Here is a 14051-nt window from a genome sequence, read left to right as displayed (position 1 = left end):
GTGCCATTGTATCTGTACCACCCGCCAATTAAAATTAAGGTATTTATTATTATATACTTATATATTGATATTGAATGAATAGTGTACTTCTATCTTTTCTTAATCTCTTCCTTTTTTATAAACCCTTCTGAGATTACTGTCATTTCAATATTTTGCTTGTTCACAATCTGGGCTTGTAATAAAATAGCCGGAACCAAGCGTTTGCCATTATTTACAGTTACACTGCCATTGCTTGGAGCTATCCCTTTACTTATTTTAATAGCAGCATCTGCAGCGGCATATGATAAGGATTCAATAGGCTTATAAATAGTTATGGTTTGATTTCCGATAACTATGTTTTTAATGGCCTCAATATCTGCATCCTGACCTGCAACAAGTACTTTACCCTCAAGGTTGTGTTCTTTTAATGCCGATATAGCACCAGATGCCAAATCATCATTGCCAGCTATAATAGCATCAATATCCTCTGATTCTTGCAAATATTTATTTGTCATCTCATACCCTTCATGAATGCTCCAATGTTTGGTGTATGAATCAAATATTATTTCTATAGACCCATTATCTATTAATGGCTGAAGAACGTTCATTTGGCCTAATTTTAATAAATATGCATTGTTATCAGTAGTTGCACCACCAATAATTCCATATTTACCGCTAGGCTTAATTTTTGTGAGGTAATTTGCCTGTAATTCACCAATACCAATATTATCGGTAGAAATGTAGTAGTCTAAATTACAGTCTTTAATAAGGCGATCGTAAGAAATTACAGGAATACTGTTTTTGTGAGCCGTTTTAACAATTTCACAAGCCTTGGTTCTGTTTACTGGCACAACAACCAAAACATCAACGCCATCAGCAATCATTTTTAAGGCTTGTTCATATTGAACTTTTTCATCAGAATCTGCTACAGCAACTATAGCAATACCGCCAAGATCTTCCACGTTGGCTTTAAAGTTATCGATATCTTTTTGCCACCTTTCTTGTTCTAAATTGGCAACTAAAAATCCGATTGTAGGTTTCATTTCACAACTCAATAAAAATATTGAGAGACTAAGCATTAAAATTTGAGAGAGACTTTTCATGATACTAAATTTTAGAAGGTGAAGTATTAAGTCAATTATTAAGGGAGAACAGGCAAACGCCTCGGAACTACTTTAAGGTATGAAATAATTATGTCAATTGAAATATAAATTTAGTTGAGCTGTCTATTTTTTTGTAATGCCAGCTGATTAAGCTAAACGTGGGTATATTACTTGAACTACAGGGTAATATTAATGTGTTTGCACGTGTTGTGTACAGGCAGACACAATTATATTACGGATAGAATAAGCTTGTTATAGTATTTTTTAGATCATTGTAGCAGTGATTTGATAATTCTAAATAAAACTAAATAATTCATGAAGTATATAAGCTTAGTAATAACTTTGTTTTTAGGTTTTACACTGTTGGTTTCGGCAAATAATCCTAATGAAAAAAGTACGGTTTTAATAAAAACAGATGTAAAGGGTGATGCAAGTCCCCATGTATTAAAAGAGGTACTATTGGCAAAGGAAAACGGTATTACCGAAATTAAATTTGAAAAAGGGGTTTACCATTTTTATCCTGAAAAAGCTTTAGAGATGTTTTGTTACATTTCTAATCACGAAGATGTGGTTACTCGAACGGCATTTCCTTTAATCGACTTTGAAAATATTACCATTGACGGACAAGGTTCTGAGTTTATCTTTCATGGTTTAATGATTCCTTTTATCATTGAAGGTGGAAAGAATATTACCGTTAAAAATTTATCGGTTGATTGGAAGAACCCTTTCCATTCTGAAGGTACAGTAGTTGCAAATGATCCAAAAGCAAAAACAGTTGATATTGAGTATTCTTCTGATTATCCTTACGAGATCAGAAATGGGCAAGTACATTTTGTACACCCTTATTACGAACATACAATTGGTCAGTGTATATTCTTTGATCCTAAGCGTGAAGCTATTTTATATAAGAACGAGTCTTACTTACCTGTAGAGCTCAATTCAAAAACCGCCAAGCAATTTAATATTGATAAGTTATCTTATAAATATGAAAATGATCCTCGTACCCCTTTTCATTCTCGACTAGGATTTGAAAGTAAAATGAATGCGAAGGAGATTAAGCCAGGTGTTATTCGTTTTAGTAAAATTAAGAAAGAAGTACCTCCCGTTGGTGCAGTATTAGTAAGTAAGGGTAAAAAAGGCGATAATCGAATTGCTCCTGCATTTAGAGTTACCGGAACCTATGATTTAAATATACAATCTGTTACGGTTCATCATGCTGGTGGAATGGGATTAATTTGCGAGAATAGTGAAAATATTACACTTGATGGATTTAACACTATCCCTGCCAAAGGACGCGTTTTAAGTGCCTCAGCAGATGCAACTCACTTTGTGGGGTGTAGAGGTAAAGTGGAATTAAAGAATTGCGAATTGCGTTGCCAAATGGACGATGCTCTTAACGTGCACGGAACTTATCAAAAAGTGATGGATATTATTGATGAGCACACCATCGGAATTCACGTAGGGCACTTTGAGCAGCAAATGTTTTCCATTGGCCGTCCTAACGATACAATAGGTTTAGTTCGATTAAGCGATTCGTTTTTTCCATATAATAAGTTAACGCTTAAATCAATTCAAAAGTTAAACGGACGCTACCATTTGGTAACATTTAACGAAAAATTGCCAGCTAATATTAAGGCCGGTGATTTAATCGAAAACCTCGATGCGTATCCAGAAGTTACCGTAAGAGATTGCGAAATTAATGGTAACAGAGCACGTGGTTTATTAATTTCAACGCCTCGTAAAACTTTAGTTACCAATAATTTTTTCCACACGCATATGAGTGCCATTCTTGTTCCTGTTGAAAGCGGATTTTGGTACGAATCGGGCAGCGCATCTAACCTAGTTATTACAAATAACGTGTTTCAAGATTGTGTTCACGGAAGTAAAGGTAAAGCAGTTATTCAGTTAGAAACCGACGATGATAATGAGAATATTGCATTTAAAGATATTACCATTAGCAACAACACCTTTAATCAATACGATAATTTAATTTTAGAGGTTAAGAATACCGATGGTTTTACATTCGAAGGAAATACCATAACAAATTCACGTACATTTCCACAGCTTCATAGCGATAGACCAGCTATTATTGTTGAGTCGTCTATAAATGTAGTATTCAAAAAGAATAGCTACAAAGGTAATGCTAAAGAAATTTTGCATACCGATGGTAAAAGCGGTAAATTAAAGTTCAAATAAAAAGTACCTTAACAACATAAGTTAAGCGAGTTATCCATTTTGGGTAACTCGCTTTTTTTATAGCTTTACTTTTCGTTGTAATCCCAATTCTACCTAACTAGTGATTAGGGTGTGCCCTTGCAGGTCGCGCTTTGCACTATATCTTTGCTTCGCCATAATGGGCTCACAAAGGATGCCATTTCAATCGCTCACACTCCGTCTTCGGGCCAAGCACATGTTTGTGTGCATATGTTTTAACAACAATATTCCCAATTCCCCGAGAATCCTTCCTTATAGTATATTAAGTCTTATCAAACTTGTATTATAGTAATATTAGAGTCATATATAATTTATAGTAAACTTGAATTAAATTCAATAAAAATCGAATTTAATATGCGTTTAAATTGAGTTTAGTATGACTTTACTTTGAGTTTAATGTGATGATGATATCTATCTTTTACCTATCAGTTAAGCGTCTTTTATAAAAATGTAGATGATATACTAATCCGATTGTATTTGTGATTAAGGGAGTGATTTATAGTACTCTCGTGTAATTGGTAGCCTATTTAATGGCTAGATATGATTTCCTTGCTAACTGGTAAATATTTATGGAATAATTAGCATTTACCCTGTTGTTCATTGGTTTGTTGTAGTTATTTGTAACAAATCTAATATCAGTATATTATGTTTTTAAGTTCTACCTACCACTAAAAATAATACAGAACTTGAACTTAATTAGGCCTTTATATTATAGCTTGCCTTAAAAGCAAAATACTATATTTGTCGCAGTTTAAATAAACAATAATTATACTTATGAGAAAATTTTTATCAGTATTAGCAATCATGTGTATTGCAATATCTATTAATGCTCAATCTGCAAAAGATGAGGTTATTGCAGAGTTTGTAAAAGGAGCAGTAAGCTTTGAAGCTGCTGAATTAAGTAAAAATTCTCCAATTTCAAGTTTCAACAAAAAAGCAAGTGAGCAAGCCAGTAAGTCAATTGTACTCACTAAAGAAAATGTAAAAGAGTCGCTTAATGAGGCAAAAACATATTCAAGTTGTTTTATAACAGTAGGGGTTCATACCATTGTTAAGGTAACTGATTTTGAAAAAACAATAATGTCAGGTTCTTGGGGCACTGAAATGCCGTTTGGCGAAGGTTATATTCAAAAAGGAGAGCTTGTAAACAAACAAGATTATATCAATAATATTATTGGTATTCCTGATACCCAAAGACGCATGATGTTTTTGTTTAAATAACATTAGTATTTTTAAGATATGTAAAGGAGGCTTAGGTCTCCTTTTTTTTTATTTATACTATTTTAATAGGATATAAAGTACCTTTGTATGCTATATATCTAATGGTAATTTAGTTCTTTTGTAGGATAAAATATTTGAAACATGCACAACTTTGATAGGATAATAAATAGAGAGGGTACCGATTCTTATAAACTAGATTTGCGAGATGCTTATTTTGGCACAAACGAAGTATTGCCGCTGTGGGTAGCTGATATGGACTTTGCAGCTCCAAAGGAAGTTCAAGAAGCTTTAGCGCAAAGAGTAGATCATGATATTTATGGGTATACAATCCGTAAAGATGATTTTTCAAACTCAATTACATCTTGGCTCAGTAGAATGCATAGTTGGAAGGTAGGAAATGAAACCATTGAGTTTACGCCCGGAGTATTACCGGCAATTGTTGTGACTATTCATGAATTCACTAAACCTGAAGACAAAATAATTATACAAACCCCTGTATATCCACCTTTCTATTCTATAGTAACAGATAATGATAGAGAATTACTGAAGAATACTTTAGTTGAAACAGATGGGTATTATAATATAGATTTTGAAAACTTAGAAGAGTTAGCTCAAGATCCTAAAACAAAAATGTTTGTTTTCTCTAACCCGCATAATCCTGTAGGGAGGGCATGGAAGCGTGATGAGCTAGAGCGTATCGTGAAAATTTGTTCAGACAATGATGTAATGATTGTATCTGATGAAATACATAGCGATTTGTGCTTATTTGGCAATAAACACATTGTGTTGGCCAATGAATTTCCAGAGTACGCACACCAAATAATTACTTGCATGGCGCCAAGTAAAACCTTTAATATTGCGGGTTTTTCAACGGCATATGCTGTAATTACAGATAAAAAGGTGAGAACACAGTTTCATAAGAGGTTAGTGGGTTTACAAATGCACATGGGTAATCTTTTTGGTGGAGTAGCTTTAGAAGCAGCCTATAATAATGGTGATGCGTGGCTCAAAGAAATGAAAGCTTACTTAGAAGAAAATATACTAATGGTAGATGCCTTTATTAAAGAACATATGCCAGAAGTGGGCTTCGTGGTTCCTGAGGCAACTTATTTATTGTGGTTTAATTTTAAGGCCTGGGGTTTACCGCAATCTAAATTAAAAAAAGCCATGATTGAAATTGGTAAAGTGGGCATGAATGATGGCGTTTCGTTTGGCGCTGAAGGCAAGGGTTATCAAAGAATGAATATTGCCTCGCCTAAATCCATGGTTGAAGAAGGTTTGAATAGAATACTAAAAGTACGAAACGAAGTTTATAAGAAGTAAATTATGACTTATTGCTAAATAGTACTTCTAGTTGTTCGCGGTAATATTTTAAAAATACAATATTGGTCAAAATGCGCATTGATGAAACATCATGCCTTTTGGCCAATTCTTTTTTTATACATCGGGTAACAGAAAACAGATAATAATATGATTATTGTTCCAAGGTAAAAACCTGATGACATATATTCTGAATCACCAAAGAATAGAAAGGCTAATATAATTCCGTAAACAGGCTCCATATTGATGGATAGTACTACCGTGTAGGCAGATACAACCTTCATCACATCAACACTCGCAGCAAAGGCAAATGCAGTACAAACAATACCTAAAATAAGTAGGTAAACTAAGTCGTTTGTGCTCACTTCAAAAAATTGGCTATTAAAATTTCCCTTTAAGGCAATATATAAACTGATGCCAATAAAGCCACCAATCATTTCATAGAAACTAATTATACTCGGGGCAACTTTGTGAGTAAACGATTTATTAAGGATAGTGAATGTGGTAGCCAATACCGTTGAAATAAGCGCAACAATTATTCCGTTTACATATTGTAATTCATACCTGAATATAAGGTATAAGCCAGCAATTATTATAACACCAATCAATACCTCTAATCGTTTTATTTTAGTTCGGAAGAACAAGGGCTCTAGTATACTAGCGAACAATGTGCCTGATGACAGTGTGCCAAGTGTTACAGATACATTGCTAATTTTAATGGCATGAAAAAATGTGATCCAATGCAGCGCTACAACTATTCCTATTCCTAAGAGCTTAATAATTTGTTTTTTGCTAATTGAAATATCTAGCTTTTTAAAGCGTAGGTATATGAAAAGTCCAACTATTGCAAACAGCATTCTATACCACACAATTTGTATAGCATCTAAGGTAATAAGCTTACCTAGTATTGCTGTAAATCCGTATATGAATACAATAAAATGTAAAAGGATTAAACTATTTCGTAATGAATTCTTCAACGTAATATTTTATTAAAAAAAGCAGTATTTAACTATTGGCCTAAACTCTACTTACTATGAATAATTTTGCAAATATACATTTACATTGAATGTTCAACCTTGCCAAAAATCATGCTTTTATAATACCTTGATATAGTTTGTATTGGTATGGGGCCCTATTTTTTTTGAATAAAAAGAATATAAAGATTTAATAAATGTATTACCTTTAATTTTTGGAATGAGAGAAATGATAATAACATCCAAAATAGATAATTGTAATACTAATACATTCAGTACTTATGTATTTGCTATCAATTTTGTTATTATTTAATATGTAGGCCTGTAATTCAGGTCTTTTTTTTGCTCTAAATTCTGGCATTATAAAAATATTGAAAGTATTAAATACAATATAAATGAAGGATTTAAGTTTAGTTTCTATCAACGACTTCTCGAAAGAGGAAATTTTAAAAGTCGTAGAATTAGCAGCTCGTTTTGAAAAAGAACCTAATCAGGATTTATTAAAAGGAAAGGTTGTGGCTAGTTTATTTTTTGAGCCATCAACACGTACACGCCTTAGCTTTGAAACTGCTATAAACCGCTTAGGAGGCAGGGTTATTGGTTTTAGTGATGCTTCGTCTTCATCAACTACAAAAGGAGAAACGCTTAACGATACCATAAAAATGGTAAGTAACTATGCTGATTTAATTGTTATGCGTCATCCATTAGAAGGAAGTGCGCGATATGCCTCAGAGCAATCTTCAGTGCCTATTATTAATGCAGGTGATGGGGCTAATCAGCACCCAACACAAACGCTTTTGGATTTGTATTCTATTCAAAAAACGCAAGGTACATTAGAGGATTTAAATATTTTTATGGTAGGTGATTTAAAGTATGGTAGAACAGTTCATTCCTTGTTGCAAGCCATGTCGCACTTTAATCCTAAATTTAATTTTATTGCACCTGATGAATTAAAAATGCCTGATGAGTATAAAATTTGGCTCGACTCAAAGGGAATTCCTTACTACGAACATTCTGAATTTACGGATATCATCTCCAAGGCAGATATATTATATATGACTAGAGTTCAACAAGAGCGCTTTGTTGATCCAATGGAATATGAGAAGGTGAAAAATATCTATATCCTTAGAAATTCGATGCTTGATAATACTAAAGATAACCTGCGAATTCTTCATCCACTGCCTCGTGTTAACGAGATAAATACGGATGTAGATAGTAATCCGAAAGCATATTATTTTGAGCAAGCAGAGAATGGTGTTTACGCACGTATGGCAATTATTGCTTCTATTTTAGGTTTGGTATAACAGTTAAAATTTAATGATGAGCACAAAGAAAGAATTAAGTGTAAGCGCAATACAAGAGGGAACTGTAATTGATCATATTCCTGCTGAATACCTTTTTAAAGTGATTCGCATACTAGGTTTAGATAACTGTAGTAACCTGATTACTTTTGGAACGAACCTGGGAAGTAGCAAGTTTGGAAAAAAAGCTATTATTAAGGTTGCAGATAAGTTTTTTAAGGATGATGAGATTAATAAAATTGCTCTTGTTGCAAAAGAGGCTCGGCTAAATATAATTAAGGATTATGAGGTAGTTGAAAAAAAGCTAGTTCATATTGAATCTGAGATTATTGGTATTGCACGCTGTTTTAATCCTAAATGTATCACAAATAACCAAGAGGTAACTACACGATTATTGTTGGTTGAAAAAGAACCTTTGGCTTATAAATGCCATTATTGCGAAAAAATTACCACTGAAGAACATCTGGAAATCATATAAGATTCGAACAAGAAATACATAGTAACTCCCATGATATTTATTATTGTGGGAGTTTTTGTTGATACTAAAATTTCCCTGTACTATTTTTGCAGCGCATTAAACACAAGTAAATATGGCTAAAGTTGATTGGCGACCTGGGAACATGGTTTACCCATTGCCCGCAGTAATGGTAACTGTAGGTGATAAACCCGAGAATTATAATATTATAACAATTGCTTGGACAGGGACCATATGTTCCGATCCGGCTATGTGTTATATTTCAGTGAGAAAAGCCCGTCACTCTCATGCAATTCTAATGGAAACTAAAGAGTTTGTGATTAATTTAACTACTAAAGATTTGGCTTATGCTACGGATTGGTGCGGTGTAAAATCAGGAAGGAAGTACGATAAGTTTAAAGAAATGAAACTTACTGCAGGTAAGGCAAGTATTGTAAAAGCTCCAATTATTGAGGAATCACCCATTAGTCTTGAATGCAAAGTAACTCAAGTTATTGAACTGGGAACACATGATATGTTTATGGCCGAGATAGTTAATGTTAAAGCCGATGATAAATATCTTGATGATGAAACAGGTGCTTTTTCATTGGATAGCGCAAACCCTATTTGCTATTCCCACGGACACTATTTCGAAGTGGGGGATAAGTTGGGAAAATTCGGTTTCTCAGTTCAAAAAAAGAAGAAGAAAAAAACAAAGAAATAAGCTGCTATTGTTCAGTAAAATATAAATACTCTATTTATGTTGTACTACCAGTAGAATAGATCATAGCAAAGAATTGTTGCATTGAAAAGAATAATGTAGTTTTGCAAGCGAAAAGATAATAGGTAATGATTGAAAAATCTAGGGAATCCTGTGACTGTAAAAACAGAATTCAGGAACTGTACCCGCAGCCGTAATCAGCCAGTATGGCGAGCGTTAACCACTGATATATCGGGAAGGTGCTCATAAATGAAAGTCGGAAAACCTACTATTATCAGCATTCATTCACCTTTCGGGAAATAGAAGAAATAATGAGTAAAAGTATTTTAGTATTAGTGATTTTTAGTGCCTTATTATCCTGCACTAACTCCTCAAAAAAAACAAATAGTAGCACAGTTGATGTTGAGCCAGACTCAGTGTACGTGCCTACTTATGCAAAGCAGTTTGTAATAAAGTATTTTCAGGATTACAAAATTGTTGAGGTAAATGACCCATGGGACGATGCTGCTCCTAAGCATCAAATTGTTTTATCCTCCTCCTCTGAATATCTGAAGAAAAATATAGATGCCATCCAGGTACCCTTAAAGCGATGGGTTGCTGTTGCATCAACTCAAATTAGTTATGCCGATAAAATTGAGGGGGCTATGGATGCACTTGTTGGTATGGCCGAACCTCAATATGTTAGTAATCCAACAGTAGTAAACGGTTTAAAGACCGGTGCAGTGCGTAATATAGGCACTGCCTTTGCACCTGATTTAGAGTTACTCATTGATATTGATCCAAATGTTATGATGATTTCTCCTTTTAAGGAGGATTTTTATGGTCCAATCCGACAGGCAGGAATTAAGCTGGCGATGAATAGCAGTTATCTCGAAAATACACCGCTTGGTAGAGTAGAGTGGTTGGTATATGTTGCTGCCTTCTTTAATAAGGAGCAAGAAGCAATTGATGAAGTACATAATATTGCACAACGTTACAATAATGTAAAGTCATTAACCCAAGAATTGACAGATAAACCAACGGTTGTAAGTGGTAAAATATACCAAGGGGTTTGGTATGCAGCAGCAGCGCAAAGTTACAACGCAAATTATTACGCTGATGCAGGAGCAGATTATATTTTTAAGGATAGGCCGGGTACGGGTTCTTTAAGTTACGATTTTGAAACCGTTTATAATTCAGGGGCAGAGGCCGATTATTGGGTGTTGTTGGTAAATTATAACGGAAATTATTCTTACGAAGCTTTAAAAGATGAAGATGTTCGTTATAAGGATTTTGATGCCTTCAAAAATAGGAAAGTATTTTTCTCAAATACTGGGAAATCACTTTTTTATGAAAAGGGGTTGCTAGAGCCCGATGTTGTTTTAAGTGATATGGTTAAAGTTTTTCACCCTAATTTATTACCTAATTATACGCCATGCTATTATAAAATGATGACTAAAGAGTAATATGCAAGCTATTGATACTAAAAATAAAAAGAGTGTAATTTTTGGCTTGTTACTATTTCTGTTGCTGGCTTTATTTGTAATAAATATATCCTTGGGCTCAGTTTATATACCTGCCGAAAAAGTGCTTAAATGGCTAGTCGGTATGGGTATTGAAAAAGAAAAATGGCACAATATATTATTTAATACACGTTTACCACAGTCGTTAACCGCAGCTTTTGCAGGAGCAGGTTTAGCAGTAGGCGGACTGCAAATGCAAACCTTATTCAGAAATCCTTTGGCAGGCCCCTCCATACTTGGTATTAGTGCGGGTGCGGGTTTAGGTGTTGCTGTAGTTGTATTATTGATGGGTGCCATAAACGGAACGGCTTTGAGTGCATTCGGCGTATTCGGATCAGTAACAGTAACAATGGCAGCATTTGTTGGCGCAATGGTTATTTTGTTTATGGTTTTGTTTTTAGCTCGAAAGCTAAAAAATAATGCCATGTTACTTATAGTGGGTATTATGGTTGGGTATGCTTCAAATGCCTTAGTTGGTTTAATGCAATTTTTTAGTACCAAGGATGATATACAGGCTTATGTAGTATGGGGACTAGGCTCATTCGGAAATATATCATGGGAAAAACATCAGGTTTTTATACCCGTAATCACACTTAGCTTGTTGGCATCTCTATTTCTAATTAAACCATTAAATATATATCTACTTGGCGAGAACTATGCCGCCAATTTGGGTCTCAATGTTAAGCGCTCGCGTTTGCATATTCTCATTGTTGTAGGTATGTTAACTGCTACTATTACGGCTTTTTGTGGGCCTGTTGCTTTTTTGGGTTTGGCAGTGCCGCACATGACAAAAAACTTGTTTAAAACCGCTGATCACTCTGTTTTAGTACCTGCGGTTATGATTTTTGGAGCGGCTTTAGCTTTATTATGCAATGTTATTGCTCGCCTGCCAGGTTTCGATGGAACCCTCCCAATAAATGCAGTAACCTCGTTAATTGGTGCGCCTATTGTGGTTTCTGTAATACTCCGTAGAAGAAGATTAGTTGATTAATTTTAGAAAGTGATGAATAAAACTACAAAGCAGCAATTACTTTCATTAGTAAACCTATCGGTTGGGTACTCTAAAGATAATGCACTTCATTCTGGTATTAACGTATCGGTAAATGCAGGAGAATTTACTTGTTTGTTAGGCCCTAATGGGGCAGGAAAATCAACATTGATTAAAACCATATCGGGTTTTTTACCTAAGGTAGAGGGGGAGGTTTGGTTTGGAAAAGAGCGTATTGAAGATTTAAATGAACAGAAGAAAGCAAAGTTGGTAAGTGTTGTTCTTACTGAGCGAATTTCAGTTCCTAATTTAACTGTTTTTGAATTGGTAGGTTTAGGGCGAACTCCTTATACCGGATTCTTTGGAAAGCTTACAGATACGGATGTACAAAAGGTTTATGATGCTATAAAAGCCGTTGGCTTAGCTAATTTTGCGCATAAGAGTATTGATAAGATGAGTGATGGCGAAAGGCAAAAGGCAATGATTGCGAAAGCCTTGGTTCAGGAAACGCCTTTTATTATTCTTGATGAGCCTACAGCTTTTCTCGATTTTCCTGCAAAAATAGAAATCATGCAATTGCTCTTACAATTGTCTCGAGATCATAATAGAGGCATTTTATTGAGTACGCATGATTTGGAGATGGCTTTACAAATTGCAGATAAAATTTGGCTTATTGGTCCTGATAGGAAACTAGCAGAAGGTGTACCTGAGGATTTAGTGCTTTCCAACGATTTTAATGATTTCTTTGAACGTGACGGAATTCATTTTGATAAGCATGCAGGTAATTTTAAATTTCATAAATCAGTACAAAAGCCAATTCAAATTGTAGGTGAAGGCATTGAGCGATGCTGGTTAGAAAAGGCGCTCAATAGAATTGGGTATGTCAATTCTATTGAATCAAATGATTTAAAAGTAGAATTACGTAAAGACGACAATGCAGAGATAGAGTATCAATTAACAAAAACTGGTTTATCCCAAAACCATCAAAGTATTCAATCCTTAATTGAGCAATTATAGCAATAAAGCAAGTGTAAAATCAATTTATCACTAGCAAGTACCCTAGTAGCCAGTCTAATTTCTCTTATCTAACTTCTAGAATCTAATCTTAATAAAACTCAACCAAAGTTACATCGAAAATAACAACCGCATAAGGCCCAATTCTTCCACCAGATCCTTTTTTACCCCAGCCTAACTCAGGCGGCACAAAAAAACGATAGCGCGAACCCATATTCATCATCATTAAACCCTCTTGGTAACCTTCTATCACTTCGTTTAGTTTAAATTCCATTGTAGAATTTTCCTTATACGTATCATCTAACATTTTGCCACCTAGTAGCATGGCGCGCTGATGAACGGTGACTATACTGTCGGCATCAGGTTTAGGGCCATCTCCCGTTTTTATTATTTCGTATTGTAAACCAGTATCGGTTTCAAGTATATTTGCTTTTTTAAGATTCTGTTCTAAAAATTCTTCCGATTTTTTTCTGTTTTGTCCAGCAGAACCTCCACTTGGTTTCTTTCCTTTTCCTCCTCTTGCCATTGTTTAAATTTAGGATAACAAAAATAGCAAATATCCTTAATCTTCAATTTTATTGTATTAGAATTTAATTGTTGTAGCAGGCATATTTTAATAGAACAATACGCCAACTATACCGTTTGGCTATTATAAATAAACATTAAGGGTTAAGACCTAAAAAATAATTTAAATTTTATGTTACAAGTAAATAAAACAATACTGTTACTGCTTATTCTATTCTTATCTATTGGAGGAATTTCAGCACAAAAATCTTTTTACGATTATACTGTAAAAACCCTTGAAGGGGAAGAGTATTCGCTATCGCAACTTAAAGGGAAAAAAGTGTTGGTCGTAAATACAGCCTCAAAGTGTGGCTTAACTCCACAATATGAAGGACTGCAAGCTTTGTACGAGAAGTATGGTGGCGATGATTTTGAAATCATCGGATTCCCGGCGAATAATTTTATGAAACAAGAGCCCGGATCGGCAGAAGAAATTAGAGAGTTTTGTACACTTAACTATGGGGTTGATTTTACAATGATGTCAAAGATTTCGGTTAAAGGTGATGATATAGCGCCAGTATATAAATGGCTTACGCAAAAATCGTTAAATGGGGTAGAGGATAGCAAGGTTAAATGGAATTTTCAGAAATATTTAATTGATGAAGAAGGGCATTTAGTAAAGGTGATTTCGCCAAAAACTAAACCTGATTCGGATGAGATAATTGATTGGATTAAAAGTAATTAAAAAAATATTAT

General features: G+C 34.4%; 13 protein-coding genes and 1 riboswitch. Of the genes, 10 read left to right on the top strand and 3 right to left on the bottom strand.

Going from position 1 to position 14051, the window contains the following annotated elements; all coding sequences use genetic code 11:
* Positions 1 to 89: 89 nt before the first annotated feature.
* Entirely contained in the window at positions 90 to 1082 is a 993-nt protein-coding gene (locus QMO11_RS13660) for a sugar ABC transporter substrate-binding protein (protein ID WP_282037789.1), read from the bottom strand.
* A 315-nt stretch (positions 1083 to 1397) separates the two neighbouring features.
* On the opposite strand from QMO11_RS13660, the gene QMO11_RS13655 reads away from it, so the two are divergent.
* The 3 genes from QMO11_RS13655 (at position 1398) to QMO11_RS13645 (ending at position 5840) form a co-directional block, all read left to right on the top strand.
* Positions 1398 to 3278 (top strand): alpha-1,3-galactosidase-related protein, encoded by a 1881-nt coding sequence (locus tag QMO11_RS13655; protein ID WP_282037788.1) that lies wholly within the window; start codon positions 1398 to 1400, stop codon positions 3276 to 3278.
* Between the two features lie 792 nt (positions 3279 to 4070).
* The gene (locus tag QMO11_RS13650; RefSeq protein WP_282037787.1) at positions 4071 to 4517 is read left to right on the top strand and encodes a hypothetical protein; all 447 of its coding nucleotides are present in this window, start codon (positions 4071 to 4073) and stop codon (positions 4515 to 4517) included.
* Between the two features lie 141 nt (positions 4518 to 4658).
* The gene (locus QMO11_RS13645) at positions 4659 to 5840 is read left to right on the top strand and encodes a MalY/PatB family protein (RefSeq protein ID WP_282037786.1); all 1182 of its coding nucleotides are present in this window, start codon (positions 4659 to 4661) and stop codon (positions 5838 to 5840) included.
* An 89-nt stretch (positions 5841 to 5929) separates the two neighbouring features.
* Here the strand turns inward: QMO11_RS13645 and QMO11_RS13640 are convergent, their stop codons facing one another.
* Positions 5930 to 6814 carry a DMT family transporter gene (locus QMO11_RS13640; protein WP_282037785.1) on the bottom strand — a complete coding sequence of 295 codons (885 nt, stop codon included), beginning with the start codon at positions 6812 to 6814 and terminating at the stop codon, positions 5930 to 5932.
* Positions 6815 to 7206: 392 nt separating this feature from the next.
* On the opposite strand from QMO11_RS13640, the gene pyrB reads away from it, so the two are divergent.
* The 6 genes from pyrB to QMO11_RS13610 all read left to right on the top strand — a co-directional run bounded on the left by pyrB (position 7207) and on the right by QMO11_RS13610 (position 12794).
* On the top strand, positions 7207 to 8115 hold the full coding sequence (gene pyrB / locus QMO11_RS13635) for an aspartate carbamoyltransferase (RefSeq protein ID WP_075603634.1): 909 nt from the start codon (positions 7207 to 7209) through the stop codon (positions 8113 to 8115).
* A gap of 16 nt (positions 8116 to 8131) precedes the next feature.
* Positions 8132 to 8590 (top strand): aspartate carbamoyltransferase regulatory subunit, encoded by a 459-nt coding sequence (gene pyrI, locus QMO11_RS13630; RefSeq protein WP_083634517.1) that lies wholly within the window; start codon positions 8132 to 8134, stop codon positions 8588 to 8590.
* 112 nt (positions 8591 to 8702) lie between these two features.
* Entirely contained in the window at positions 8703 to 9290 is a 588-nt protein-coding gene (locus QMO11_RS13625; RefSeq protein WP_075603636.1) for a flavin reductase family protein, read from the top strand.
* A gap of 79 nt (positions 9291 to 9369) precedes the next feature.
* Positions 9370 to 9574: riboswitch (cobalamin riboswitch) on the top strand.
* Between the two features lie 24 nt (positions 9575 to 9598).
* Positions 9599 to 10732: an ABC transporter substrate-binding protein gene (locus QMO11_RS13620; RefSeq protein WP_282037784.1), complete on the top strand. Its 1134-nt coding sequence runs from the start codon at positions 9599 to 9601 to the stop codon at positions 10730 to 10732.
* A gap of 1 nt (position 10733) precedes the next feature.
* The gene (locus QMO11_RS13615; RefSeq protein ID WP_282037783.1) at positions 10734 to 11780 is read left to right on the top strand and encodes an iron chelate uptake ABC transporter family permease subunit; all 1047 of its coding nucleotides are present in this window, start codon (positions 10734 to 10736) and stop codon (positions 11778 to 11780) included.
* 12 nt (positions 11781 to 11792) lie between these two features.
* A complete protein-coding gene (locus tag QMO11_RS13610; RefSeq protein WP_282037782.1) occupies positions 11793 to 12794 on the top strand; it encodes an ABC transporter ATP-binding protein in 1002 nt (333 codons plus the stop codon).
* 88 nt (positions 12795 to 12882) lie between these two features.
* Here QMO11_RS13610 and QMO11_RS13605 read toward each other — a convergent pair whose 3' ends face one another.
* Entirely contained in the window at positions 12883 to 13317 is a 435-nt protein-coding gene (locus QMO11_RS13605; protein ID WP_282037781.1) for an FKBP-type peptidyl-prolyl cis-trans isomerase, read from the bottom strand.
* A 171-nt stretch (positions 13318 to 13488) separates the two neighbouring features.
* Here QMO11_RS13605 and QMO11_RS13600 point away from each other — a divergent pair, with 171 nt between their 5' ends.
* Positions 13489 to 14040 (top strand): glutathione peroxidase, encoded by a 552-nt coding sequence (locus tag QMO11_RS13600; protein ID WP_282037780.1) that lies wholly within the window; start codon positions 13489 to 13491, stop codon positions 14038 to 14040.
* Positions 14041 to 14051: the final 11 nt, after the last annotated feature.

Origin of the sequence: Saccharicrinis aurantiacus, from assembly GCF_947489045.1 — a bacterium.
In the GTDB taxonomy this organism is placed as follows: domain Bacteria; phylum Bacteroidota; class Bacteroidia; order Bacteroidales; family Marinilabiliaceae; genus Saccharicrinis; species Saccharicrinis aurantiacus.
The sequence above is the reverse complement of the archived record's forward strand: the minus strand, read 5'-3'. Positions and strand labels throughout refer to the sequence as shown.